Source organism: Kribbella sp. NBC_00382, assembly GCF_036067295.1.
Classification (GTDB): Bacteria; Actinomycetota; Actinomycetes; order Propionibacteriales; family Kribbellaceae; genus Kribbella.
On sequence record NZ_CP107954.1, the window covers coordinates 3,532,235 to 3,556,736 of the forward strand.

Annotated in this window: 23 protein-coding genes; 15 read left to right on the forward strand and 8 right to left on the reverse strand. The window is 67.9% G+C overall.

Going from position 1 to position 24,502, the window contains the following annotated elements; translation table 11 throughout:
- Positions 1-77: 77 nt before the first annotated feature.
- Positions 78-1,940, reverse strand: a complete 1,863-nt coding sequence (gene typA, locus OHA70_RS17295; RefSeq protein ID WP_328333720.1) for a translational GTPase TypA — start codon at positions 1,938-1,940, stop codon at positions 78-80.
- 259 nt (positions 1,941-2,199) lie between these two features.
- Between typA and OHA70_RS17300 the strand changes: the two genes are divergently transcribed.
- The 3 genes from OHA70_RS17300 (at position 2,200) to OHA70_RS17310 (ending at position 4,459) form a co-directional block, all read left to right on the forward strand.
- Positions 2,200-2,835 (forward strand): TetR/AcrR family transcriptional regulator, encoded by a 636-nt coding sequence (locus tag OHA70_RS17300; RefSeq protein WP_328333722.1) that lies wholly within the window; start codon positions 2,200-2,202, stop codon positions 2,833-2,835.
- Between the two features lie 104 nt (positions 2,836-2,939).
- The gene (locus OHA70_RS17305; protein WP_328333724.1) at positions 2,940-3,530 is read left to right on the forward strand and encodes a type IV toxin-antitoxin system AbiEi family antitoxin domain-containing protein; all 591 of its coding nucleotides are present in this window, start codon (positions 2,940-2,942) and stop codon (positions 3,528-3,530) included.
- Complete coding sequence (locus tag OHA70_RS17310) at positions 3,527-4,459, forward strand: nucleotidyl transferase AbiEii/AbiGii toxin family protein (RefSeq protein ID WP_328333726.1); 933 nt, start codon at positions 3,527-3,529, stop codon at positions 4,457-4,459. The genes OHA70_RS17305 and OHA70_RS17310 overlap by 4 nt, the downstream gene beginning before the upstream one ends.
- A gap of 6 nt (positions 4,460-4,465) precedes the next feature.
- Here the strand turns inward: OHA70_RS17310 and OHA70_RS17315 are convergent, their stop codons facing one another.
- Together OHA70_RS17315 and OHA70_RS17320 are read right to left on the reverse strand one after the other, a co-directional pair.
- Positions 4,466-5,212 (reverse strand): SDR family NAD(P)-dependent oxidoreductase, encoded by a 747-nt coding sequence (locus OHA70_RS17315; RefSeq protein ID WP_328333728.1) that lies wholly within the window; start codon positions 5,210-5,212, stop codon positions 4,466-4,468.
- A 43-nt stretch (positions 5,213-5,255) separates the two neighbouring features.
- Positions 5,256-6,026, reverse strand: a complete 771-nt coding sequence (locus OHA70_RS17320) for an SDR family oxidoreductase (RefSeq protein WP_328333730.1) — start codon at positions 6,024-6,026, stop codon at positions 5,256-5,258.
- A 142-nt stretch (positions 6,027-6,168) separates the two neighbouring features.
- Here OHA70_RS17320 and OHA70_RS17325 point away from each other — a divergent pair, with 142 nt between their 5' ends.
- Genes OHA70_RS17325 through OHA70_RS17340 form a run of 4 tightly spaced genes read left to right on the forward strand, consistent with a single transcriptional unit; the run spans position 6,169 to position 9,600 of the window.
- Positions 6,169-7,062 (forward strand): helix-turn-helix transcriptional regulator, encoded by an 894-nt coding sequence (locus tag OHA70_RS17325; RefSeq protein ID WP_328333732.1) that lies wholly within the window; start codon positions 6,169-6,171, stop codon positions 7,060-7,062.
- A 4-nt stretch (positions 7,063-7,066) separates the two neighbouring features.
- Positions 7,067-8,359: a D-inositol-3-phosphate glycosyltransferase gene (gene mshA, locus OHA70_RS17330; RefSeq protein WP_328333734.1), complete on the forward strand. Its 1,293-nt coding sequence runs from the start codon at positions 7,067-7,069 to the stop codon at positions 8,357-8,359.
- On the forward strand, positions 8,356-8,844 hold the full coding sequence (locus OHA70_RS17335) for a YbjN domain-containing protein (RefSeq protein WP_328333736.1): 489 nt from the start codon (positions 8,356-8,358) through the stop codon (positions 8,842-8,844). The genes mshA and OHA70_RS17335 overlap by 4 nt, the downstream gene beginning before the upstream one ends.
- A 9-nt stretch (positions 8,845-8,853) precedes the next feature.
- The gene (locus OHA70_RS17340) at positions 8,854-9,600 is read left to right on the forward strand and encodes a phosphoglyceromutase (protein WP_328333738.1); all 747 of its coding nucleotides are present in this window, start codon (positions 8,854-8,856) and stop codon (positions 9,598-9,600) included.
- A 62-nt stretch (positions 9,601-9,662) separates the two neighbouring features.
- Here the strand turns inward: OHA70_RS17340 and phoU are convergent, their stop codons facing one another.
- Positions 9,663-10,370, reverse strand: a complete 708-nt coding sequence (gene phoU / locus OHA70_RS17345) for a phosphate signaling complex protein PhoU (RefSeq protein WP_328333740.1) — start codon at positions 10,368-10,370, stop codon at positions 9,663-9,665.
- 208 nt (positions 10,371-10,578) lie between these two features.
- Here phoU and OHA70_RS17350 point away from each other — a divergent pair, with 208 nt between their 5' ends.
- The 4 genes from OHA70_RS17350 (at position 10,579) to OHA70_RS17365 (ending at position 14,219) form a co-directional block, all read left to right on the forward strand.
- On the forward strand, positions 10,579-11,802 hold the full coding sequence (locus OHA70_RS17350; RefSeq protein ID WP_328333742.1) for a sensor histidine kinase: 1,224 nt from the start codon (positions 10,579-10,581) through the stop codon (positions 11,800-11,802).
- Positions 11,799-12,476, forward strand: coding sequence for a response regulator transcription factor (locus OHA70_RS17355; protein WP_132189066.1), 678 nt, complete (start codon positions 11,799-11,801; stop codon positions 12,474-12,476). Before OHA70_RS17350 ends, OHA70_RS17355 begins: the two co-directional genes overlap by 4 nt.
- Positions 12,477-12,750: 274 nt before the next feature.
- The gene (locus OHA70_RS17360) at positions 12,751-13,068 is read left to right on the forward strand and encodes a hypothetical protein (protein ID WP_328333749.1); all 318 of its coding nucleotides are present in this window, start codon (positions 12,751-12,753) and stop codon (positions 13,066-13,068) included.
- 143 nt (positions 13,069-13,211) lie between these two features.
- The gene (locus OHA70_RS17365) at positions 13,212-14,219 is read left to right on the forward strand and encodes an iron-siderophore ABC transporter substrate-binding protein (protein WP_328333751.1); all 1,008 of its coding nucleotides are present in this window, start codon (positions 13,212-13,214) and stop codon (positions 14,217-14,219) included.
- A gap of 11 nt (positions 14,220-14,230) precedes the next feature.
- On the opposite strand, the gene OHA70_RS17370 is transcribed toward OHA70_RS17365, so the two are convergent.
- Positions 14,231-14,776 carry a hypothetical protein gene (locus OHA70_RS17370; RefSeq protein WP_328333753.1) on the reverse strand — a complete coding sequence of 182 codons (546 nt, stop codon included), beginning with the start codon at positions 14,774-14,776 and terminating at the stop codon, positions 14,231-14,233.
- A 254-nt stretch (positions 14,777-15,030) separates the two neighbouring features.
- On the opposite strand from OHA70_RS17370, the gene OHA70_RS17375 reads away from it, so the two are divergent.
- Genes OHA70_RS17375 through ispF form a run of 3 tightly spaced genes read left to right on the forward strand, consistent with a single transcriptional unit; the run spans position 15,031 to position 16,739 of the window.
- Entirely contained in the window at positions 15,031-15,516 is a 486-nt protein-coding gene (locus tag OHA70_RS17375; protein WP_132176829.1) for a CarD family transcriptional regulator, read from the forward strand.
- A 60-nt stretch (positions 15,517-15,576) separates the two neighbouring features.
- Complete coding sequence (ispD, locus tag OHA70_RS17380; protein WP_328333758.1) at positions 15,577-16,272, forward strand: 2-C-methyl-D-erythritol 4-phosphate cytidylyltransferase; 696 nt, start codon at positions 15,577-15,579, stop codon at positions 16,270-16,272.
- Complete coding sequence (ispF, locus tag OHA70_RS17385; RefSeq protein WP_328333760.1) at positions 16,269-16,739, forward strand: 2-C-methyl-D-erythritol 2,4-cyclodiphosphate synthase; 471 nt, start codon at positions 16,269-16,271, stop codon at positions 16,737-16,739. Before ispD ends, ispF begins: the two co-directional genes overlap by 4 nt.
- Here ispF and OHA70_RS17390 read toward each other — a convergent pair.
- Positions 16,733-17,698: a nitrilase family protein gene (locus OHA70_RS17390; protein WP_328333762.1), complete on the reverse strand. Its 966-nt coding sequence runs from the start codon at positions 17,696-17,698 to the stop codon at positions 16,733-16,735. The two genes, ispF and OHA70_RS17390, sit on opposite strands and share 7 nt — an antisense overlap.
- A 70-nt stretch (positions 17,699-17,768) precedes the next feature.
- Between OHA70_RS17390 and OHA70_RS17395 the strand changes: the two genes are divergently transcribed.
- Positions 17,769-18,656, forward strand: a complete 888-nt coding sequence (locus tag OHA70_RS17395) for a LysR family transcriptional regulator (RefSeq protein ID WP_328333764.1) — start codon at positions 17,769-17,771, stop codon at positions 18,654-18,656.
- A gap of 353 nt (positions 18,657-19,009) precedes the next feature.
- Here OHA70_RS17395 and OHA70_RS17400 read toward each other — a convergent pair whose 3' ends face one another.
- The gene (locus OHA70_RS17400) at positions 19,010-20,389 is read right to left on the reverse strand and encodes a M1 family metallopeptidase (protein ID WP_328333766.1); all 1,380 of its coding nucleotides are present in this window, start codon (positions 20,387-20,389) and stop codon (positions 19,010-19,012) included.
- The gene (locus tag OHA70_RS17405) at positions 20,389-24,327 is read right to left on the reverse strand and encodes a Pls/PosA family non-ribosomal peptide synthetase (protein WP_328333768.1); all 3,939 of its coding nucleotides are present in this window, start codon (positions 24,325-24,327) and stop codon (positions 20,389-20,391) included. The genes OHA70_RS17400 and OHA70_RS17405 overlap by 1 nt, the downstream gene beginning before the upstream one ends.
- Positions 24,328-24,502: the final 175 nt, after the last annotated feature.

Sequence of the window (24,502 nt, forward strand, 5' to 3'; positions counted from 1 at the left end):
GTTCATAACGATCCGGAACTTTCCCCCGCCGGATCGCGCAACCAGGTGAACGGGCTACGTTGAACTAGCTAGCGCTCTCAGGCCTTGTTCTTGCGGCCGAGCTTCGCGCGCTCGATCTGAGTCAGCGCGAGTTTACGGATCCGGATGGCGTCCGGAGTGACTTCGACACACTCGTCCTCGCGGCAGAATTCCAGCGACTGCTCCAGCGACAGCTTGCGCGCCGGGACCAGCTTCTCGAACTCGTCCGCGTTCGACCGGACGTTGGTCATCTTCTTCTCACGGGTGATGTTCACGTCCATGTCGTCGGCGCGCGAGTTCTCGCCGACCACCATGCCCTCGTACACATCGGTACCGGGCTCGCAGAACATCGTGCCGCGCTCCTGCAGGTTCACCATCGCGTACGACGTGGTGACGCCGGTACGGTCCGAGACGAGCGAGCCCGACGGACGGGTCCGCAGCTCGCCGAACCACAACTCGTAGCCCTCGAACACGTGGTGCGCGATGCCCGTACCGCGGGTGTCGGTGAGGAACTCGGTCCGGAAGCCGATCAGGCCGCGCGCCGGGACCAGGAACTCCATCCGGACCCAGCCGGTGCCGTGGTTGGTCATCTGCTCCATCCGGCCCTTGCGGACCGCGAGCAGCTGGGTGACGGTGCCGAGGTACTCCTCGGGGCAGTCGATGGTCAGCCGCTCGACCGGCTCGTGCCGCTTGCCGTCGATCTCCTTGGTGACCACCTGCGGCTTGCCGACGGTCAGCTCGTAGCCCTCGCGGCGCATCTGCTCGACCAGGATGGCCAGCGCCAGCTCACCACGGCCCTGCACCTCCCAGGTGTCGGGACGCTCGGTCGGCAGCACCTTGATCGACACGTTGCCGATGAGTTCGCGGTCGAGCCGGTCCTTCACCAGACGTGCGGTGACCTTGGTGCCCTTGACCCGGCCGGCCAGCGGCGAGCTGTTGGTACCGATGGTCATCGAGATGGCCGGCTCGTCCACGGTGATGAACGGCAGCGCCTTCGGGTTCTCCGGGTCGGCCAGGGTGTCGCCGATCATGATCTCCGGGATACCGGCGATGGCGACGATGTCGCCCGGGCCGGCCGAGTCGCCGGGGACGCGCTCGAGCGCCTCGGTGATCAGCAGCTCGGTGATCTTGACCTTCTGGATGGTGCCGTCGTGCTTGCACCAGGCGACCTGCGAGCCCTTCTTCAGGGTGCCTTCGTGCACCCGGACCAGGGCGAGCCGGCCGAGGAACGGCGAGGCGTCGAGGTTGGTGACGTGGGCCTGCAGCGGCGCGCCCTCGGTGTACTCCGGGGCCGGTACGTTCGCCAGGATGGTCTCGAACAGCGGCTCGAGGTCCTCCGAGTCCGGCATCCCGCCGTCGGCCGGCTGAGTCAGCGAGGCGCGACCGGCGCGGGCCGAGGCGTAAACGACGGGGAAGTCCAGCGCGGACTGGTCGGCGTCGTGGTCGAGCAGGTCCAGGAACAGCTCGTACGTCTCGTCGACGACCTCGGAGATCCGGGCGTCCGGCCGGTCCACCTTGTTCACCACGAGGATCACCGGCATGTTGCGGGCCAGGGCCTTGCGGAGTACGAACCGGGTCTGCGGCAGCGGGCCCTCGGAGGCGTCCACCAGCAGGACGATCGCGTCGACCATCGACAGGCCGCGCTCGACCTCACCACCGAAGTCGGCGTGGCCGGGGGTGTCGATGATGTTCAGCGTCATCTGCTCGCCGTTGGCCATCTTGTGCCGGACGGCGGTGTTCTTGGCGAGGATCGTGATGCCCTTCTCACGCTCCAGGTCACCCGAGTCCATCGCTCGTTCGTCGACGTGCTGGTGGGCTCCGAAGGCACCGGACTGCCACAGCATCGCGTCGACCAGGGTGGTCTTCCCGTGGTCGACGTGGGCCACGATGGCCACGTTGCGCAGATCATTACGGAGGGGCATGCGGAAGCGCTCCAAGCAAGTCGGATTGAGGTCAGGCGGTGGCTACGGCAAGTCCTACGTGCCACTGGAGACGCAGTGCGCAGCCATCTCATCCTACCCGTCACCGGGGGTAGCGCCGAATCCGGTTGAGCCTTTGACATTCGTTCGCTGGACGTACAGTCTATGAGTGGACGCCTGGGGAGGGGTCCAGCCCCGGGAGGCCGAGTGACCGTGGGGGGTGGACTCGGCCTCCGGGGGCAACAATCGAGGAAGAATCCACGTGCCGCGATCGGCCAGTACGAACCGTGAGCAGCGCCACAAGTCGCGTGAGCGCATCCTGAGCGCTGCCCTCGAGGTGTTCGCCGAGAAGGGCTACGAGGCCGCGTCGATCTCCGACGTCACCCAGCGCGCCGAGGTCTCCCGTGGCCTGGTCACCTACTACTTCGCCACCAAGCAGTCACTCGCCGCCGAACTCCTCGATCGCTGGCTGGACGGCATCGGCGCGATCCTCACCCTGCAAGGGAATGCGGACGAGCGGCTGGCCGGCATCATCGACGGCACCCTGATGGCGGCCGCATCGACACTGGAGATCCAGCGGCTGGCGATCTCGCTGATGATGCAGCCGGCCACCCATGACGTCTTCGCCGAGGTCGAGGCGGCCAAGAACGACCAGGTGGTGGAGATCGAGGACGCGATCCGGTCGATCTTCGCCGACCGCGGCGCGGCTGATCCGGCCGTCGAGGAGATGTTGCTCAGGGCAACACTCGAAGGCGTGACGGTAAAGCTGGCGATCTACCCGCAGACGTTCCCGGTAGAGGCAGTCCGGCGCCGCCTGTACGTGTCGTACGGCCTCCCGGAGCCCGCGGCGCCGCTGCCGATCAACTCACCTGTGGCCGATCGGCTGCGCGCCAAGTAGGCAGTCGACCGTCCGCGCCGAGGTTGTGGATGACGGATTGGACACGACGCCGTGAGTGGATCAATATGTCGCACGGACAGTGGAGTCGTGTAACACTTTCATCCATGAAAGAGGTCGAGGGGACGTTGCCGAACACGTTCACCACGCGTACAGCCCTGGGGCTTGGAGTGCATTCGCGCGACCTCTATGCCTGGCGCGACGACGGCAGCATCCTCGAACTCTCGCGGGGTGTCTTCCGCCGTGCCGACGCTCCGGAGCCCTCATATCCGGACCTGCTGGCGGTTGCCCATCGGTCTCCAGGCGCCGTCGTCTGTTGCGTCTCAGCCGCGGCCGTCCACGACCTGACCGATGAACTGCCTGTGACGGTCCAGATCGCCGTACCTACTCGCTCGAGGACGCCGCGAATCGACTATCCCCCGACAACAGCTTTCCGTTTCGACGAGGACACCTTCGAGGTCGGTCTCTCCCGGATCGAAGCGGCGCCCGGTGAATCGGTGCGCATTTACAGCCCGACCCGAACCGTGGTCGATCTGATGCGTTTACGAGGGCGGCTGGGTGAACCGTTGGCCTACTCAGCCCTTCAGCGCTATCTGCGGTCGCGGTCGGCCAAGCCCGGGGTGCTTCTCGATTTCGCCGACAAACTAGGTGTCTACGGTCCGGTACGCCGGGCGCTCGACGTCGCGAGCGCCGGATGAGCCGCCCGACCAGGCAGAGCCAGGGCGGCCGTGTCTACCTCGATCTGCAGAATCGTGCCCGCCGCGAGAAGCGGGGAACCCAGGAACTCCTCACCTTGTACGTGGTCGAACGATGGCTTGCCCGGCTCGCCAGGTCGCAGTACGTCGAAGACTTCGTTCTGAAGGGAGGGATGCTGCTTGCTGCCTTCGGTCAGCGACGGCCGACAGTCGATGCGGACGCGCTGGCGCGCAACCTGGCACGTGATGCTGCGGCCGTGGCGGCTCGGGTCGCCGCCATCGCGGCACAGCCCGATCCCGAGGACGGCGTCGAGTTCCTCATCGACACGGTGAAGACAGCGGCGATCCGCGATGACGCGTTGTACTCCGGGGTGCGAATCGTCATGGAGGCCCGGATCGCTACTGCCGCGGTCAAATTCCGTCTGGATGTCAATATCGGGGACCCGGTCACCCCTGCGGCTCAGCTGATCCGGCTTCCCTCCCTGCGGCCTGAGTCGCCGGCGATCCGCGTGCTGGGATATCCGGTCGAGACGGTGCTCGCGGAGAAACTCAGTACAGCCGTCGCTCTCGGCGCCGCCAGTACTCGAGTGCGGGACTACACCGACATCTACACATTGGCGGCGACGCAGCCGCTGAACCATCGGGCGGTCCGAGCCGCCTTGCTGGCTACTGCACGGTTTCGTGACATCGACCTGCAGCCGCTGTCCGCGGTTGTCGGCAATTTGGTGGAGCTCAGAACTGGCGCCTACCTGGCCTATCGTCGCGGCCTCGGCCCGGACGGTGACCATCTGCCGTCCGAATTCGCCGAGGTGCTCGCAACTGTCGTCGCCTTCGGCGATCCCCTGATGATCGAGGATCCGGCGGCTGGCGACTGGGATCCGGTCCGTCGTAGTTGGACAGCGCCCGTCAGACGGATGCATCTTCCGAGCTGATCCGGCTCAGGTGACGCGGTGGACCTTGTGTTGCGCGGCTTGGGCGCGGGGGCGGACCGTGAGGCGGTCGATGTTGACGTGCTTCGGGCGGGTGGCGACCCACGCGACGATGTCGGCGATGTCGTCGGCCAGCAACGGTTCGGCGACCCCGGCGTACACGGCGTCGGCCTTCGCCTGGTCGCCGTCGAAGCGGGTGATCGCGAAGCCCTCGCTCTTCACCATGCCGGGTGCGATCTCGCAGACCCGGACGGGCTGGTCGAAGAGCTCCAGCCGGAGGGTGTCGACGACGGCCTTCGTTGCGTGCTTGGCCGCGACGTACCCGCCGCCGCCCTCGTACGCGACCTGGCCGGCCGTCGAGCCCATCACGATGATCTGGCCCTCGGCAGCGATCAATGCCGGGAGCAACGACTTGGTGACGGCGGTGACACCGATCACGTTCACCTCGAACATCTGCCGCCAGGCCTCCAGATCGGCTTCGGCGACAGGCTCGAAACCGAAGGCGCCGCCCGCGTTGTTCAGCAGCAGGTCGACCCGATCCCCAACGGCTGCGGCCAACGCGGCGACGTCCTCAGCCTTGGTGACATCACACTGCACCGCGCGGCCGTCGATCTCCTTGGCCAGCGCCTCGATCCGGTCCAGCCTGCGCGCGGCGCAGACCACCTCGAACCCTTCCCGGGCGAGATACCGGGCCGAGGCGGCCCCGATCCCACTGCTGGCTCCGGTGACGACGGCGACAGGACGGCTGGAAGTCATGCCCACAGTCTTTCACCAGCAGGATTCGGGGCCCAACGGCGTCTCACGCCTGCCGGGTCGGCAGGACGACGAGGTGGCTCAGGTTGACCTCACGTCGCCGGGAGACCACGTACGCGACCAGGTCGGCGATGTCGGCTGAGGCGATCGGGCCGATTGCGTCGGCCATGCCCGCCAGGCCGGTCTGGGCCTCCTCGGACAGGTGGGTACCCAGCTCGGACTCGGTCAGGCCGGGCTCGACGTTGGTCACGCGGACGTCGTACGGGGAGAGGTCGGCCCGGATCGCGTTCGAGAGTTGGGTCACAGCCGCCTTGGTCGCGCCGTACACGCCATAGCCGGGGAAGACGAGGTGCGAGCCGATCGACGAGATGTTGACCAGATCGGCCGTACCGCCCTCGGCCGCCGCCTCGATCAGGCCGGGGGTGAAGGCGCCGATCAGGCGCAGTACGCCGGTGACGTTGGTGTCGATCATCCTGGTCCAGTCGTCCGACCGTGCCTCCTGGATGGGCGCCGCGAGCATGACGCCGGCGGCGTTCACGACCAGGTCGACCCGGCCGAGCCGTTCACCGATCACCGCGACACCGCGGTCGACCGATGACTGCTGCGTCACGTCCATACCGACTCCGAAGGCGGATTCACCGATGCGCTCGGCCAGTTCGTCGAGACGGTCGGTACGCCGGGCCAGCAACGCCACCGAAGCGCCGTCAGCCGCCAGCCGCTCGGCGATGGCGGCCCCGATGCCACTGGCCGCGCCGGTCACGACGGCGGTCCGGCCGGTCAGGGGCAGGGTGCTGGTGGACTGCTGAAGAACGGTCATCGTTTTGCTCCTTGGAAGGTTGATGACCTCAGCCTGGCCGGGCCGCGAGGTGTTACCCAGACGTCTGTCGACCCTGGGTCCTGGCAAGCCTGGTTCTGCCAGGACCAGGCTCAGCGGACCTCGAACGCGGATACTGAAGGACATGGACCGCCGCGAGGAGCTGACCGAATTCCTGAAGTCGAGAAGGGCCCGGGTGCGCCCGGAAGACCTCGGTCTGAAGGTGTTCAACGGCCGTCGACGCGTGCCCGGGCTCCGGCGTGAGGAGCTGGCGCAGGCGTCCGGAGTGAGTGCCGACTACTACGTCCGGCTGGAGCAGGGGCGTGCCGATAACGTCTCGCAGGAGATCCTCGACGCCGTCTCCGAGGTGCTCGGGCTGGACGACGCCGAGCGGGATCACCTGGCCCGGTTGGCGAAACCGGTACGACGCAGGCGCCAGCGGCGTACCGTCCAGCGGATCCGGCCGGCCCTGCAGCAACTGCTGAACGCGATGGACGGCGTACCGGCATTCGTGCTCGGCCACCGGATGGATGTGCTCGCCTGGAACCGGCTGGCCGCCGCCCTGGTCGGCGACTTCGCGGAGCTGCCGCCGAAGGAACGGAACATGCCGCGTCGGGTCTTCCTCGACGAGTCGTCCCGGGAGTTCTACCCGCAGTGGGACGCGGTCGCGGCGGAGAGCGTCGAGTACCTGCGTCTGTACGCCGGCCGCTACCCCGACGATCCCGAGCTGGCGGAGCTGGTCGGCGAGCTGTCGATCCACAGCGCCGAGTTCCGGGAGCTCTGGGCCCGGTACGGCGTCAAGGACAAGTGCTTCGGCGTCAAGGTGATGCACCACCAGCTGGTGGGGGAGCTCACCCTCCAGTACGAGACCTTCACCCTGCCCGACGACCCCGACCAGATGCTGGTGACGTACTCCGCGGTCCCCGACTCCGACTCCGACCAGGCCCTCCGCCTCCTGACCAGCTGGACCACCCCCGCGCCCGATCAGGCCGATAGGGAGAAGTCCCGATTTCCCGAGACGGCGCCGGAGTTACCCTGACGAGGTGACCCAACCTTCGGCAGACCGTCCTCTCCGGCGGGTCGCGATGATCAGCCTGCATACCTCACCGCTGGACCAGCCCGGGATCGGTGACGCCGGCGGGATGAACGTCTACGTCGTCGAGCTGTCCAAGCGACTGGCCACGCTCGGGATCGAGGTCGACGTGTTCACCCGCGCCACCTCGTCCGCGCTGCCCGCGAAGGTCGAGTTGCTGCCCGGCGTCACCGTGCGCAATGTGGCCGCGGGGCCCTACGAGGGCCTGTCGAAGAACGAGCTGCCCTCGCAGCTGTGTACTTTCGCCCGCGCCGTACTGCGTGCCGAGGCGGTCCGCGAACCCGGGTACTACGACGTCATCCACTCGCATTACTGGCTGTCCGGCCAGGCCGGCCTGCTCGCCCGCGACCGCTGGGCCGTCCCGCTCGTGCACACCATGCACACGATGGCGAAGGTCAAGAACGCCAGCCTGGCCGAGGACGACGTACCGGAGCCGCCCGCCCGCCTCCTCGGCGAGGAGCAGGTCGTCGAGGCCGCGGACCGCTTGCTGGCCAACACCGACGACGAGGCCAACGAGCTCATCAGTCTGTACGGCGCTCAGCCGGCGAAGGTCGGGGTGGTCAACCCCGGCGTCGACCTGGACGTGTTCAGCCCGGGCGACCAGCTCGTGGCGCGCAAGGCGCTCGGGTTGCGCCCGGACGCGATCGTGCTCGCCTTCGTCGGCCGGATCCAGCCGTTGAAGGCGCCGGACATCCTGATCCGGGCCGCCGCCAGGATGCTCGAGAAGGACCCTTCGCTGCGGGACCGGCTGGTGGTCGCGATCATCGGCGGTCCGTCCGGCAACGGGATGGAGCACCCCGAGTCACACGCCCAGCTCGCCCGTGAGCTGGGCGTCTACGACGTCACCTGGTTCGTGAAGCCGATGGCTCGGGCGGCCTTGGCCGACTGGTACCGGGCAGCGTCGGTGGTCTGCGTACCGTCGTACTCGGAATCCTTCGGCCTGGTCGCGCTGGAAGCACAAGCCTGCGGTACGCCGGTGGTCGCCGCGGCCGTCGGTGGGCTGACGACCGCCGTCGCGAACGGGGCGACCGGGCTGCTCGTGCCCGGGCACGACATCGGTGACTTCGCCGACGCGCTGCACCGGATCGCGACGGATCCGCTGCTGCGCGAGACGATGAGCCGCGCGGCGGTCAAGCATGCCGGTGGCTTCGGCTGGGAACTGACCGCGGAGAAGACGCTCGCGGCGTACCGGACGGCGCAGCAGACGATGGCGGCCGAGCTGGCCCAGGAGGTCGATCGATGAGGGTGTCCGCGGCGGATGTGATCCGTCAGGTGCTGGACGAGAACGAGCTCGACTACACCGAGGCCGAGCCCGGGGTGTTCAGCGCGGATCTGCCGGGTGAGCGCAAGCTGAAGACGACGGTGGTGCTCACGGTCGGGAGTCAGGCGGTCCAGGTGCACGCGTTCGTCGCGCGCCGGCCGGACGAGAACCACGAGGCCGTCTACCGCTGGATGCTGGAGCGCAACCTCAAGATGTACGGCGTCGCGTTCGCGGTCGACCACCTGGGCGACATCCACCTGGACGGCCGGGTCCCGCTGCACGCGATCACGCCGGTCGAGGTCGACCGGTTGCTGGGAGCGGTACTGGAGTACGCCGACTCGTCCTTCAACACGATCCTCGAACTGGGCTTCGGCTCGTCCATTCGCAAGGAATACGAGTGGCGGATCAAACGCGGCGAATCGACCCGGAATCTGGACGCGTTCATGGGCTGGCTGGAGCCTCGCTAGTCTGAGGGCATGACATACCGCCTGATCCTGCTGCGCCACGGCCACAGCGACTGGAACGCCAAGAACCTGTTCACCGGCTGGGTCGATGTCGACCTGAACGACCAGGGGGTGACGGAGGCGCACCGCGGTGGCCAGTTGCTGCTCGAGCGCGGGCTGCTGCCCGACGTCCTGCACACCTCGGTCCTGTGGCGCGCCATCCGGACGGCGAACATCGCCCTCGAGGAGGCCGGCCGGTCGTGGATCGACGTCCGCCGGTCCTGGCGGCTGAACGAGCGCCACTACGGCGGGCTGCAGGGCAAGGACAAGAAGCAGACGCTGGAGGAGCTCGGCGAGGAGCAGTTCATGCTGTTCCGCCGCTCCTACGACACCCCGCCGCCGGCGATCGAGCGCGGCTCGGAGTTCGACCAGGCCGGCGACCCGCGGTACGCCGGACTGCCCTCTGAGTTGCTGCCGGCAACGGAGTGCCTGAAGGACGTCGTCGAGCGGATGCTGCCGTACTGGTACGACGCGATCGTGCCGGACCTGCGGGCCGGCAAGACCGTCCTGGTCACCGCTCACGGCAACTCACTGCGCGCCCTGGTCAAGCACCTGGACAACCTGGACGAGAAGACCATCGTCGGCCTGAACATTCCGACCGGCGTCCCGCTGTACTACGAACTCGACGACGACTTCAACCCGCTCAAGCCGGGCGGCGAGTACCTCGACCCCGAGGCCGCCGCGGCCGCGATCGAAGCGGTCAAGAACCAGGGTCGCTAGGCAAACAAGTAGCCCTCGGCAACCAGTTGGTTGCCGAGGGCTACTTTGTGGTTCTGGGTGGCTCAGTTGCCGTTCGGGCTCGGGGTGGAGGCGCCGGCGCCGGAGCCTGCGGCGGTACCGCCGATGGCGACCGGGAGCTCGCCGGTGACCAGGTAGACGACCCGGCGAGCCATCGAGACCGCGTGGTCGGCGATGCGCTCGTAGTACCGGCCGAGCAGCGCGATGTCGACCGCGACCTCGACGCCGTGCGGCCAGGAGTTGTCCATCATCAGCCGGAACTGGCTGGTGCGCAGCTTGTCCATCTCGTCGTCGGCGGACTCCAGCGCGGCGGCGGCCTCGACATCGCGGGTCTTGATCACGTCACCGGCGGCATCGACCATCTGGCCGGCCACGGTGCTCATGTCCTCGATCACCTTGTGCAGCTCGTCCGGGATGGCCGGCGAGGGGTAGCGCAGCCGGGCGATCTTGGAGACGTGCGCCGCCAGGTCACCCATCCGCTCCAGGTCGGCGACCATCCGCAGCGCGGCGACCAGCATCCGCAGCTCGTTGGCGACCGGGGCCTGCCGGGCCATCAGCTCGAAGACCTTCTCCTCCACGCCTTCGCCGGCCGCATCCAGCTGGATGTCGGCGGCAATCACTTCCTCGGCCTGGCGGATGTCGGCGGTCAGCAGGGCCGTGGTGGAGCGGCGTACGGCGGTCGACACCGTCCGGGTCATCCGTTCGAGCTCGGCGAGAATGTCGTCGAGCTGCTCGTGATAGGTGTCGCGCATCGTGTCTGCATCCGATCTGTGGTGTCCGCTACTGCGGTGGGCGGGCTCCCGCGGGCACGGCTCAGTACCCGCCCACCGTGGAACATATGCCAGCCAGGTTGCCGGGCGGCGACGAGTGGTGAACGCCCGATGAACAGTTGAGACGCGTTCCGGTCATCGGGTGCTCATTCGGTCTTTCCCTCCTGGTTGCCCGCGTAGCATCGTTGTCGTGGACCCCACGCTGGCTGCGGTGCTGGGCGGCGTCATCGGCGCGGCCCTGGCTCTGCTTTCACTCGGTGCGATGATGCTTTCCGAGCGATCTCAGACCAAGGTGCCGGTCTCCCCGGACCCGATCGTGCCCAACGGCGTCGCCACCGTCTTGTCCGTCCTCCGCTCCTCCGCGGTGGTGATGGGCCCCGAGGACCAGGTGCTCCAGGCGAGCGCCCCGGCCCACGTTCTCGGCATCGTACGAGGCGAACGGCTCGTCGTGGAGGACCTGCTGACCATGGTCCGGGCGGTCCGCCGCGATGGCGAGATCCGCCAGCAGGACCTGGAGATCGTCCGCGGCCGGCTCGGCGCCACGCAGTACGTGAGCGCGCGGGTCGCCCCGCTGGGCAGTCAGCTGGTGCTGGTACTGGTCGAGGACCGGACCCGGGAACGCCGGCTGGACGCGATCCGGCGCGACTTCACCGTCAACGTCAGCCACGAGCTGAAGACCCCGATCGGCGCGATCATCCTGCTCGCGGACGCGGTCGCGGAGGCCTCCGACGACCCCGAGGCCGTGCAGCGGTTCTCCGGCCGGATGCGGATCGAGGCGAGCCGGCTGAGCCGGCTGGTCAAGGAGATCATCGAGCTGTCCCGGCTGCAGGGCGACGATCCGCTGGAGCACCCCGCGCCGGTCGACATCAACGGCGTGATCGAGTCCGCGGTCGATCGTTGCCGGGTCGACGCCGAGGACCGCGACATCAACCTGGTGGTGAAGACCGACCCCGCCCTCGAGGTGATGGGCAGCGAGGACCAGCTGGCGATCGCGATCGGCAACCTGGTCGAGAACGCCGTCAACTACAGCCCCGACGGGACCCGGGTGGCAGTCGCCGCCCACCCGATCGGGGACCTGGTGGAGATCACCGTCAGCGACCAGGGCGTCGGGATCCCGAGCAGTGACCTGGAACGGATCTTCGAGCGCTTCTACCGGGTCGACCGGGCCAGGAGCCGCGAGACCGGTGGTACCGGCCTCGGCCTGTCCATCGTCAAGCACATCGCCTCGATCCACGGTGGCGACGTGCGGGTCTGGAGCGTCGAGGGCCAGGGATCCACCTTCACCGTCCGACTCCCGCTGCGGCTCGATCCCGCGACCGGGCAACCGACGGACCCCTCCATCCAGGAGGAGTCCGACACCCCCCTGACGCCGACCCCGTCGGAGGATCAGAAAACCAAGGAGGCAGCTTCGTGACCCGAGTGCTGGTCGTCGAAGACGAAGAGAGCTACAGCGACGCGTTGTCGTACGTTCTGCGCAAGGAAGGGTTCGAGGTCGCCGTGGCCGAGACCGGACCGGACGCGCTGGACGAGTACGACCGGGCCGGCGCCGACATCGTCCTGCTGGACCTGATGCTGCCGGGCCTGTCCGGTACCGAGGTCTGCCGCGCGCTCCGCAGCCGCGGCAACGTCCCGGTGATCATCGTGTCGGCCAAGGACACCGAGGTCGACAAGGTCGTCGGCCTCGAACTGGGCGCCGACGACTACGTCACCAAGCCCTACAGCCCGCGCGAACTGCTGGCCCGCATCCGCGCGGTCCTGCGCCGCGGCCAGGACGTCGAACTGCTCCCGGACACCCTGGAGGCAGGCCCGGTCCGGATGGACGTCGAGCGGCACGTGGTGACCGTCTCCGGCACCGAGATCCGGCTCCCCCTCAAGGAGTTCGAACTCCTCGAGATGCTGCTCCGCAACACCGGCCGCGTCCTCACCCGCGGCCAACTGATCGACCGCATCTGGGGCGCCGACTACGTAGGCGACACCAAAACCCTGGACGTCCACGTCAAACGCCTCCGCTCCAAACTGGAGAAGGACCCCTCCAACCCATCCCACCTGGTAACCGTGCGAGGCCTGGGCTACAAGTTCGAAGCCTGATCGCGACGTAGGAGCCGTCCCCACGCGCCCGGCGTGCTCGCTCCTACGTCGCGAGCCCGGCGTGCTCGCTCCTACGTCGCGCGTGGCGCCTTCGGCGTACAGGCGCTCTCGCGCGATGCGCCTTCGGCGTACCGCCCCTACGTCGCGAACTCGCCTACCGACCGGGCTGGCGTCGACTTTGTGCTCCACCTGAGCAAGTCAGCTGGGCTGGATCCGCTCAGACGAAGCACAAAGTCGGTGGTGGAGGTGTCTGCGGCTCGGCAGACTGGATGGCGTGTCAGAGCATCTCGGGGATCGCAAGGCCATCGAGCATCTCATCGGCCGTCCCTTGGCCCAGGAATGGCCACGAGATGCAATGGCGGCGGGGACCCGCGTCACCGTGGTCCAGGATGAGAACGGGGCCGGTCCATGGCGACAAGTCTTCACCGGAACCATCAGCGGTATGGCTGCCCCGGAACCTGTCGACCACCCGATGGCCCACGACGGTGAACTGGCCTACTGGGTCGACTTCGACGAGCCGCAGCACGACATCTCCGACGACGGCCCCTACCGGAAGGCCCAGATCTGGGCTCGCTACCTCCGCGCTGACTAGCGGCGGACAACCGGGTGTACGCGTCATCGAACTGCAAGCTGACTGGCGGGGGCGTGGGGAATGCCACGGGTGGGGCATGGGGTGGTATTGGGGCTCTTAGCTTAGGCTGTCCTAAGTTTCCAGCCCTTTAAGGAGTAGTGCTCATGTTCTGGTCCCGTTCCGGTGCGTTGGCGGTTGCCGCGCTTGTTGCGTCTAGCGCGTTAGTTGCGTGTGGGAGTGATGACGACAAGGCGCAGGTGCCTGCTGCGGCTGCTTCTGCTGGGTTTCCGGTGACTTTGAAGAACACGTTCGGGGAGACGACGATCGCGAAGAAGCCGGAGCGGATCGTCACGCTCGGGTGGAATGCGCAGGATGTCGTGTACGCGCTCGGTGAGACGCCGGTCGGGATGCCCAAGGTCACCTATGGGCCGACGCCGGCGGGAACGACCGCCTGGGATGCGGACAAGTTCGATCCGGCGAAGACGACCTTGCTCGACACCACCGACAGCATCCCGTTCGAGAAGGTGGCGGCGCTGCGGCCGGACGTGATTCTGGCGCCGTACGAGGGGTTCGACAAGGCGACGTACACGAAGCTGTCGGAGATCGCGCCGACGGTCGCGTACCCGGGTGCCCCGTGGCAGACCACCTGGCAGGACCAGACGACCATCATCGGCAAGGCGCTCGGCAAGTCGGCCGAGGCGGACAAGTTGGTGGCCGGGATCAAGGACCTGACCACCAAGGCGGCCGCGGATCACCCCGAGTTCAAGGGCAAGACGCTGTCGATCCTGTCGTACGGCGCCGAGAACTACGCCTACATGCCGGGTGACCCGCGGGTGCAGATCATGAACGAGATGGGCTTCGTCAACGCACCGGGGATCGAGAAGCTCGAGCAGGGCAACGCCAAGAAGGAGTTCGCCCTCACCGTCAGCAAGGAGCGCCTCAACGACCTCGACGCGGATGTCGTCGTCGGGTACATCGACGGGCTGACGCCGGAGAAGTTCGCGGCCGACAAGGTCTACGCGTCACTGCCGGCGTACAAGAAGGGCAACACGTACCTGATGACCGACCAGCAGGTCATCTCCGGGATGAGCGCGGTCAGCGTGCTGAGCGTGCCCTGGGTCCTCGACAAGATCCTTCCGGGTCTCGCCAAGGCAGCCCAGGCCTCTTCGTAGAGAGGGGTAGCTCAGCCTTCTTTTTCGGTATCCGGTCGCGGCGACGGGGAGTAGTGGTCCGTCGTCAGCACCGGGATCGAGGTGGTGAGCGGGCCGGCCTCGGCGAAGGTGATCGTCACCTTGAGCATCTGGCCCGGCTTACCGCCCGTGACGGTGACCGGCGCGCCGTCAGCCGGCGGGATCGTGTAGGACGTACCGGGCTTGAGGTCGGTCTCCTTGAGGCCTGCGATCGTCACCGAACCGGCCTGCTCGGTGCTGGTGTTCTGGGCATTCGGGTCGGCCGGGGCCGAGGCGATGCTGACCAGCTTGTCGTCGGACTGGCCGCTGTTCACGATCGCGCCATGCAGCTCGCCCTTGCCGTCCTCGGAAGCGAGCACCAATAGGTTGCGGACGTTGATGCTGCCCGACTGCGCATTGGTGCCCTCGGCGGCCTGGTAGGGCTTGGAGGTCTGGGCGTCGAAGCTGGCGCCACATGCCGCGACCGTGATGCTCAGAGCGACGGTGGCTCCGGCCAGCGCGGTACGCCGAACGGCCTGCGAGGACAACGTGATGGGCACTGGTGTTCCCTCTCCTACAACCCGATGGATGCCGTCAAGCAAAAGCCTCCGGCGGAGCACAGCGTAGCGATCGGGGCCGGTGAGCCCGACAGCGACCACCCCTTTCGGTGATGTCCCGGGCAACCATCCTCGCGCGTGTAAGGCACGCCGGACAGCGTTTGTCAAGGCAGGAAATGGCCTCTGACCAGCGCAAACGCCAGAACCGGACCAGCGACTGCGTGGTAGGATAGGAGTCGGAAAGGGGCACGTGACATATGACTTTCAACGTCGGCGAAACGGTTGTTTACCCCAACCACGGTGCGGCCGTTATCGAGGACATCGAGACCCGTAAGATCAAAGGTGAGGACAAGACCTATCTGGTCTTGAGGATCGTCGCTCAGAACGACCTGGTCGTCCGGGTCCCCGCGTGCAACCTCGATCTTGTCGGCGTGCGTGACGTCGTGGATCAGGCCGGCTTGGAGCGCGTCTTCGACGTGCTGCGGGCGCCGCACACGGAGGAGCCGACCAACTGGTCGCGACGGTACAAGGCGAACCTGGAGAAGCTGCACTCCGGTGACGTGATGAAGGTGGCAGAGGTCGTCCGCGACCTGTGGCGCCGTGAGCGTGACCGCGGTCTCTCCGCCGGTGAGAAGCGGATGCTGGCGAAGGCTCGCCAGATTCTGGTCTCCGAGCTGGCCCTGGCCGAACACACCAACGAGGACAAGGCGGAAGCCATCCTCGACGAGGTCCTCGCCTCCTGACCGAACTGGTCAGCAGTGGAGTCGGGGTCGCGCGACTGAACCGTCCGGCATGATGTGGTCGTGAGTACTGCGGCGATCATTCCGGCGGCCGGTCTCGGGCTCAGGCTCGGTGGTGAGGCACCAAAGGCATTGCGAGAGGTCGGTGGCGAATCGCTGCTGGTCCACGCCATTCGTGGGCTGCGGGCAGCGACCGCCGCCGACCTCGCCTGCTTTGTGGTCGCCGTCCCTCCGGGTACCGAGGACGACGTCCACAAACTGCTCGACCCGTACTCCGGACCGGTGCCACTCCTGATCGTTGCCGGGGGCGCCGAACGGACCGATTCCGTCCGGCTGGCCCTCGAGCTGGTACCTGAGGACGGCATCGACTGCGTGCTCGTTCATGACGCTGCCCGGCCGTTCGTGCCAGCCGTGGTGATCGAACGGGTCGTTGCCGCGGTCATCGCCGGCGCGCCCGCGGTGATCCCGGTCGTACCGGTCGTCGACACGATCAAACGCGTCGACGCCACTGGTCTGGTGGTCGACACGCCCGACCGGTCGACGCTGGTCGCAGTACAGACTCCGCAGGGGTTCGAGCCTGCTTTGTTGCGTCGGGCCCATAGTGGCGACACTGCCGGCGCGACCGATGATGCGATGCTGTGCGAGCGTCTCGGCGTACCGGTGCAGACGGTCGAGGGTTCCCAGGACGCCTTCAAGGTGACCCGGCCGCGCGACCTGATCCTGGCCGAATCCCTACTGGCGGAAAGGCCTACCCGGTGAAGCTGCCACGCGTGGGCACGGGCGTCGACGTCCACCCGATCGAAGAAGGCCGGCCGATGTGGCTGGCCGGCCTGCACTGGCCCGAGGAGACCGCCGGACCGTCGGGACACTCTGATGGCGACGTAGCAGCGCACGCTGCCTGCGACGCTTTGTTGTCCGCGGCAAGGCTCGGCGATCTCGGCTCCAACTTCGGTACTTCGGAACCGCAATGGGCCGGCGCCTCGGGCGCGACCCTGCTGGGCGAGGCCGCCCGACGGGTCAGGGCAGCCGGCTTCGAAATCGGCAACGTCTCCGTCCAGGTGATCTGCAACCGCCCCCGCTTCGCGGCCCGCCGCGAGGAAGCTGAGAAGGCCCTCAGCGCTGCCTGCGACGCCGACGTCTCGGTCTCCGCGACGACCACCGACGGCCTCGGTCTGACCGGTCGCGGCGAAGGCATCGCGGCCATCGCCACCGCCCTCGTCTACTGATCCACCGGTACTTCGGAGAAGCGCGCCGCCCGCGCATCCAGCTCGTTGCCCCGGGCCTCCGTGAGGATGCCGTAGAGCTCAGGACGCCGACCCCGCATCCAGCGGCGACCGGTGGACAGGGCCACCAGTTCGAGATCCAGATCCGCCAGTACTACGGCCTCGCCCGGGGTCGGCGTCTCGGCGATGATCCGGCCGTACGGGTCGATCACCATCGCGTTGCCGGTCCGCAGCTCGTCATCATCGCGCCCGATGCCGTTGCTGAAGAGGACGAACAACCCGTTGTCATGCGCCCGGGCCGGCAACCACCGCAGCAGCCATCCGCGCCCGTCAGGCCCGTTGAACGCCTTCTCGACCGCCGCCGGATCAACCAACCTGTTCTCCCAGATGTCCAGCGGGATCGGCTTCATCCCGTGCGGGCTGACCGAGTTCGTCCCGCCGGTCTGATGGGGCGCCAGCAGAACGGTTGCCCCCAGCAACGCGGTGGCACGGACGTTCTCGACCAGCTTGTTGTCCCAGCAGATCAGCACCCCCATCCGGACCTGCCACGGCGTATCGAAGACGGTGAACCGCGACCCGCTGGAGATCGCCTCATGCTCGAACGCATGCAGCTTCCGGTGCACGTGGGTGGTCCCGTCCGGCAGGCAGACGGCGTACGAGTTGAACAACGCGCCGTCCGAAGCCTCGAGCCAGCCGACCCCGATCCCGGCGTCGAGCTCGCTGGCCAACCTGCGTGCGGCGGTGATGGACGGCCCATCGACGGGCTCGGAAAGCTGGTGCAGGCGGGCGGCGGTGTGGCGGCGGAGGTGCCAATAGCCGAGGAGGCACATCTCCGGGAAGACGACCAACTGGGCGCCCTCGGCGACGGCCTGGTGGGCGAGGCGGGTGATGGTTTCGAGGTTGCGGTCCGGGCGATCGGGGACGGCTTCGAACTGGACGACGGCACTGCGGAAGGTGCTCACGACACCCAGGAAAGCGTGGATATTCCATGCCGTCCAATAGCAATGAGGTGGTGATCCATATCCTGAGGTTATGGATCTCAAGCTGCTGCGGGCCTTCGTGACGGTGGCGCGGTGTGGGAATTTCGGTGCCGCGGCCGGTGAGTTGGCGACGAGTCAGCCGGCGCTGACCAAGCAGATCCAGCAGCTCGAACGGCGGTTGGCCTCAACACTCTTCGATCGCGGGCGGCACGGTGCCCGGCTGACGGCCGCAGGCGAGTTGCTGCTGCCTGACGCCTTGGAAGTACTCGGCCGGGCTGAGGCGTTCGAGCGGCGGGCCGCGCAGATCGCTCTCGGTGTCGAAGGAGCGCTGGCGATCGGCTTTGGGATGTCCGGCATCGAGCTGGCGCCACGAGCGGTCGCGCTGTTCCGGAGCCGCTATCCGCGGGTGGAGGTGACGCTGGATGACATGTCGTCGGCCGTCCAGTACGAGCGCCTGCTGGCAGGGAGTCTCCAGGTCGGCCTAGTCCGGCTCCCGGTGCCGCCCGGCCTCAAACACCTTCGGCTGCAGAAGGACCGGCTGGCACTCGTAGTACCGGCTGGTGAGGTTGTCCCGGCCGGGTTGGCGACTTGGCTCGACCAGCGGCCGCTCGTACGTCTCGTACCTGAGCGTGGACCGGGCCTGACAACCCAGACCACCAACCTGTACTCCGTACTAGGCTGCCGGCCGCTAGTGCTGCAGGAGGCTGCCGACCTGCAAACGGTGCTCGCATTGGTGGCTGCTGGGGTGGGGCAGGCCGTAGTACCGGCGAGCAGTGCTGCGATTGCGCCGGCTGCTGTGCGCTTCATCCCCATCCCGGGCGAAGCGGCGACCTGGTGGACGGGTGCAGCGTGGAATCCGGCGTTCCCCTCGCCGCTCGTCTCCCACTTCCTCACCGCAGCCAACCAGATCGCCGACCAGCCCAGCCCTAGGTCTGGGTGACAGATCCGTCGTCGGGTGATGTTGACCGACGAATTCTGCTTGCAGGACGTCGTGTGGATCCTCGATCACCGAGATCCGCCCGCTCTTGAGTGACGGGTGCTGGTCAGTGGTGAAGTCATAGCTCTTGCCGTCCGGGCAGGCGGCGCTGAGGTAGTGGGTCGCGCCACCCTCGCTGCGGGTCACCTGGCAGTCCAAGGTCTTCCCGTACTGCGCCAGCGCGATCGGCGTCGGCCCGATGACCAGCACGGCCGCGGCCAGCCCCCCACCGAGTGCGGCGCAGGGGCGTGCCGACAACGATCACTAGCGCGAGGACAGCGAGTACCCCGAGCACTAGCTCCAGCAGGACCCACATGTCAGCGGCGGCGTCGGGGGAGTGCTGGGAGGTCGGTGGCGTCCAGCCAGACGGCGAAGAGGGCTTGGATGTCGTACGGCTCGGGGCTGAAGGTTTCGGCCAGGGCGATGAAGTCTTCGGTGGTGACCGAGCCGTGGCGGTGGGTGCGGGTCCAGGTGCGCAGTAGCTCGAAGAACGCGTCGTCGCCCAGGTGCAGGCGCAGTACGTGCAAGGTGATCGCACCGCGCTTGTAGAGCCGGTCGTCGAACATCAGGTCAGGCCCCGGGTCGGAGAGGAGCAGGTCCTCGTCCAGCCCGCGCAACCGGCTGTAGGCCTTCGAGACCTGCTGGGACGCGGTCAGCCCGCCGGACTCCTCCGACCACAGCCACTCGGCGTAGCAGGCGAAACCCTCGTTCAGCCAGATGTCCTGCCACCTGGAGGGCGTCAGGCTGTTGCCGAACCACTGGTGCGCCAGCTCATGCGCCACCAGCCGCTCAGCGCCGCGCCGGCCGTCCACGTGGTTGCTGCCGAACACGGAGATGCCCTGGGCCTCCAGCGGGATCTCCAGCGGGTCGTCCGTCACGACCACGGTGTAGCCGCCGAACGGGTACGGGCCGAACAGCTTGACGAACAGCCGCATCATGTCCTGCTGCCGCCCGAAGTCGGAGCGGAAGTCACGCATCTGCGAGGAGGGCAGCACCCCACGCATGGTCACCGGAGACGTGGCCAGCTCGACCACGTCGTACCGGCCGATCTGTACTGTCGCCAGGTACGTCGCCATCGGAGCGGCCTGGTCGAACACCCAACTGGTCCGGCTGGCCTTGGTACGGCGCGATACGAGCCGCCCGTTCGCCACCACGTGGTACGGCGAATCGGTGGTGATCGTGATCCGGTAGTGCGCCTTGTCGCTCGGGTGGTCGTTGCAGGGGAACCAGGTCGCCGCCCCACTCGGCTGGCTCGCGACGATCACGCCCTCGGTCAGCTCCTCCCAACCGAGCTCACCCCACGGGCTGTCGACCGGGGCGGGGTTGCCGGAGTACTGGACGTCTACTACGAACTCGGAGCCTTCCGAGAGCGCAGGGGACGGCCAGATGTGCAGCTTGCCGTTGCGGTGCGCGTACCGGCTCGCCCGGCGGCCGTTGACGAGCACCTTGGCCACCCGTAGCCCGGTCAGGTCGAAGCTCACCCGGGAGAGGGCCTGGGTCGCGACGGCCGTGATGGTGGCCTTGCCGCTCAGCCGGTTGCTGTTGAGCCGGTAGTCGAGGTCCAGCTCGTACGACTCGACCTTGTAGCCACCGTTGCCGTGGGACGGTACATAGGGGTCACCGGCTGTGTCCTCACCCGGCTGGCTGCGTTCTGCCTTCCCCGCCCCGCCGCCCCGAGCAGTGTCACGGGCAACCATCAACCCTGCCAGGGCGCGATCGGATTGCCGGCCCAGCGGGACCCGGCGGGAACACTCTCACCACGCATCACCAGAGACACCGGGCCGACTGTGGCCCCTTCGCCGACCGAGGCGGCCGGCAGGATGATGCCGTGGGGGCCGAGGGTGGATCCAGGCCCGAAGGTGACGGTGCTCATGGACATCACCCTGTCATGAAACAAGTGCGTCTGAAGAACGCAGCCGCGATTCACCGTGACACCGTCGCCGAGCGTGATCAGATCGGCCTCGGGGAACCAGTACGTCTCGCACCAGACGCCCTTGCCGATCTTCGCGCCGAGGGAACGCAGCCAGAGCGCCAGTACCGGCGTACCGGCGGCGGCGTTCGCGAACCACGGAGCGGCGACCATCTCGACAAAGGTGTCCACCACCTCGTTGCGCCAAACAAAACTGCTCCACAACGGGTACTCGACCGCGCGGGTCCTGCCGACGATGACCCACTTGGAGATGGTCGCCATCGTGCCGGCCACCGCGCCGGCGACCAGGATCACGGCGCCGGACAGCAGGATCGTCGGCACCGGTCCGAGCCACAGGTCCAGCCCCTGCAGGGCGAACAGCACGCCGAGGCCGATCAGCACCGTGCACATCATCGGTACGAACCGGCACAGCTCGACGGCGGCGCGGGCGAACTTGAGGCGCAGCGGCGGGTTGAACGTACGGCTCTGATCGCCGTCGACGGTCTGCCGGCGCAGCTTCACCGGCGGGCTGCCGAGCCACGACGTACCGGCCTTGGACTTCTTCGGCGCCGCGGACAGCACGGCGACCAGGCCGTTCTTCGGTACCGAGCGGCCGGGCGCGGTCATCCCGGAGTTGCCGAGGAAGGCCCGCTTGCCGACCTTGGCGCCGGCCACGTGCAGCCAGCCGCCGCCCAGCTCGTACGACGCGATCATGGTGTCGTCGGCCAGGAACGCGCCCTCACCGACAGTGGTCATCTTCGGCAGCAGCAGGACGGTCGAGGCCTCGACATCGCGGCCGATCTTCGCGCCGAGGGCCCGGAGCCACCAGGGCGTCAGCAGGCTCGCGTACAGCGGGAAGAGGAGAGTACGGGCCGAGTCGAGCAGCCGCTCGGTCGCCCAGACCTGCCAGCCGATCCGGCTGCGCACGGGGTAGTGACCGGCCTTGATGCCGATCCCCAGCAGCCTGACGATGATCACGGTCAGCAGGGCGAGCGTGACGAAGCCGACGAGCGTCATCAGCGGGATGGCGTACAGGGCCTGCAGTGCTGCGTCTCCGAGCGACGTGGTGCCGGCGACGGCGTGGCGGAGTATCAGGACCGCGAGAATTGCCGCACCCAGCGGTAGGAGGGACATGAGGGCGGATGCGGCGCCGTAGGCCAGCACCCACCAGGGCGCTCGAGCAGGGCGCTCCTCCGGCCACGGGTGCCGGGCCTTGCCGAGCCGTGCTGCCGGGGAGCCCGACCAGCGCTCGCCGGGCGGGACAGTACCGGAGACAGCCGAGCCTGCCGCGATCTCAGCGTTGCGGCCGACCTCTGCGCCCGGCAGGAGAGTACTGCGGGAGCCGACGACCGCCTCGGCGCCGACGGTGACAGTACCGACGTGCAGCCGGTCTCCGTCGATCCAGTAGCCGGACAGGTCGACCTCTGGTTCGATCGACGCGCCACGGCCCATCGTGAGCATGCCGGTGACGGGTGGGAGTGTGTGGAGGTCTACGCCCTTGCCGATCTTCGCGCCGAGAGCCCTTGCGTAGTAGGCGATCCAGGGCGCGCCGGCGAGGTTGGCGGCGCCTGCCGCGTCCGCGAGGTTCTCTGCTGCCCAGAGGCGGACGTGGACGTTGCCGCCGCGTGGGTAGATGCCGGGCTTCAGTCCTTTGAGCAGGATGCGCGCGCCGACGACAGCGATACCCATGCGGCCCGCGGGGGTGATCAGGACCAGCCAGCCGGCCAGGATCCACCACCACGACACCGTGCGCATCCACGGGTGCGGGCCGTCGGTCAGTGCCAGCAGGTTGTTCAGGGTGAAGAGCCAGACGAGCCAGCGCACGCCGACCACGGTCTGCAGGATCAGCGTGAGCGCGGTCTGGAGGAGCTGAGTGCTCGGTGGGGTCAGGCGGACCTCGCGGATCACCACTGGGGCAGTAGATGCCTTGAAGTCGTCGAGGCGGTCGGCCAGTGCGCCTAGCCGGGGGTACTCGTAGATGTCGCCGACAGTGACCTCGGTGTACTTCTCTCTGAGCTTCGAGACCAGCTGTGCCGCCGCGAGGCTGCCACCGCCGTGCAGGAAGAAGTCGTTGTCGGCACCGGTGACCGTTGCTCCCAGTACCTGAGTCCAGCGCTCTGCTAGCCAGCCTGCTGTCCCGTCGAGCGCAGCAGGCGGGCCATCCGTGTCCATGCCGGGCAGCGGCCAGGGCAGCGCGTTGCGGTCGACCTTGCCGGAGGTCCTGGTCGGCAAGGTGTCCGTGATGGCCAGGAGGGGGACCAGGGCTGCAGGGAGGGCTTCACGCAGTCGCTCAGTGGCTGCCTTCTGGTCAAAGGCTTCCGGGTCCTCCGGTACTACGTATCCGACGAGTAGCTGGTTGCCGGCACCACTGACCCGTACTGCGGCTGCCGCGCCGCTCACACCGGGGAGAGCCTGCAGGGCCGCGTCGACCTCGCCCAGCTCGATCCGCCGGCCACCTAGCTTGATCTGCTCGTCGGCCCGGCCCATGAACACCAGGCCCTCGGCCTCGTTCCGCACCAGGTCACCGCTCCGGTACGCGCGATCCCAGCCGAGCGACGGCATCGGGGCGAACTTCTCGGCGTCCTTGGCTGGGTCGAGGTAGCGGGCCAGCCCGACGCCGCCGATGATCAGCTCGCCAGTACCGCCCTCAGGTACCTCGTTGCCTTCACCGTCGACGACGGCGAGATCCCAACCGTCGAGGGGAAGGCCGATGCGTACCGGGCCTTCGCCGGTCAGCTGCGCTCCACACGCGACGACGGTCGCCTCGGTCGGGCCGTACGTGTTCCAGACCTCGCGTTCCGGGACGGCAAGGCGCTCAGCGAGCTCGGGCGGGCAGGCCTCGCCACCGAAGATCAGTAGGCGCACGTTGTCGAGTGCATCCGACGGCCAGAGCGCGGCGAGCGTCGGCACGGTCGAAACGATGGTGATGCCCTGCGCGACCAGCCACGGACCGAGGTCCATGCCGCTGCGTACCAGCGAACGCGGCGCGGGGACGAGGCAGGCTCCGTACCGCCAGGCGAGCCACATCTCCTCGCAGGACGCGTCGAACGCGACGGACAGGCCGGCCAGCACGCGGTCCTCGGGGCCGATCGGCTCCTTCTGCAGGAACATCCGCGCCTCGGCGTCGACGAACGCCGCCGCCGATCGGTGCGTGACGGCGACACCCTTGGGTACGCCGGTCGAGCCCGAGGTGAAGATGATCCACGCGTCGTCATCGGGCGAGGGGCCGTCGCCGCGCGAGCGCGGTCCCGCCGGGGCGGGCGTAGTACCGGCTGCATCCATTCGGGCGGAGTACGGGAAGTCGTAGCCGCCGTCGGCGGCGTCCTCGGGATCTGTCGTTGGTGCTTGGCGGGTCGAGGTGATCTCGAGGTCATCGGTGACGATCGCGGCGACCTGCGCCTCCCCGAACACGAGCTCGGCCCGCTCCTCGGGGTCATCGGCGTCGACCGGCACGTACGCCGCACCTGCTTGCAGACTCCCGAGAATCGCGACATACAGATCGTTGTGCCCCGACGAGATCCGCACCCCGACCCGGTCACCCGGCCCGACCCCGAGATCGGTCAACCGCCGAGCGAACTTGGTCACCTGCCCGAGCAGTTCGCGATAACTCAGACTCACACTGCCGTCATCCAGAGCCGGCTCATCCGGAAAACTCGCAGCACTGGCCTGCAAGACATCAACCAAAGTCCGCTCGGGCGGAGCGCTGTCCCCCCGTCGCAAAGTCACGGGCGCAGAATACGCCGCCCAGTTGTCCACCCCACCAACACACAGCCCCCACACGCCCGCCGCCTGCTCAGCCGCGAACCCCGTCGTCGTCCGCCTGGCCAGGTGGACAGGGGCAGTGGGTCGCGATGACACAAGTCGCGGACCGAGTGGAATCGGCTGGCAGCCCCCGCGCCGT

Excerpts from the sequence above, each read along its gene's own strand:
- OHA70_RS17320 (WP_328333730.1), bottom strand. The coding sequence starts at position 6,026 with ATGACCGTTCTTCAGCAGTCCACCAGCACCCTGCCCCTGACCGGCCGG.
- OHA70_RS17365 (WP_328333751.1), top strand. The coding sequence starts at position 13,212 with ATGTTCTGGTCCCGTTCCGGTGCGTTGGCGGTTGCCGCGCTTGTTGCG.
- phoU (WP_328333740.1), bottom strand. The coding sequence starts at position 10,370 with ATGCGCGACACCTATCACGAGCAGCTCGACGACATTCTCGCCGAGCTC.
- OHA70_RS17395 (WP_328333764.1), top strand. The coding sequence starts at position 17,769 with ATGGATCTCAAGCTGCTGCGGGCCTTCGTGACGGTGGCGCGGTGTGGG.
- typA (WP_328333720.1), bottom strand. The coding sequence starts at position 1,940 with ATGCCCCTCCGTAATGATCTGCGCAACGTGGCCATCGTGGCCCACGTC.
- OHA70_RS17310 (WP_328333726.1), top strand. The coding sequence starts at position 3,527 with ATGAGCCGCCCGACCAGGCAGAGCCAGGGCGGCCGTGTCTACCTCGAT.
- OHA70_RS17335 (WP_328333736.1), top strand. The coding sequence starts at position 8,356 with ATGAGGGTGTCCGCGGCGGATGTGATCCGTCAGGTGCTGGACGAGAAC.
- OHA70_RS17325 (WP_328333732.1), top strand. The coding sequence starts at position 6,169 with ATGGACCGCCGCGAGGAGCTGACCGAATTCCTGAAGTCGAGAAGGGCC.
- OHA70_RS17375 (WP_132176829.1), top strand. The coding sequence starts at position 15,031 with ATGACTTTCAACGTCGGCGAAACGGTTGTTTACCCCAACCACGGTGCG.
- OHA70_RS17315 (WP_328333728.1), bottom strand. The coding sequence starts at position 5,212 with ATGACTTCCAGCCGTCCTGTCGCCGTCGTCACCGGAGCCAGCAGTGGG.
- OHA70_RS17340 (WP_328333738.1), top strand. The coding sequence starts at position 8,854 with ATGACATACCGCCTGATCCTGCTGCGCCACGGCCACAGCGACTGGAAC.
- OHA70_RS17400 (WP_328333766.1), bottom strand. The coding sequence starts at position 20,389 with ATGGTTGCCCGTGACACTGCTCGGGGCGGCGGGGCGGGGAAGGCAGAA.
- OHA70_RS17305 (WP_328333724.1), top strand. The coding sequence starts at position 2,940 with ATGAAAGAGGTCGAGGGGACGTTGCCGAACACGTTCACCACGCGTACA.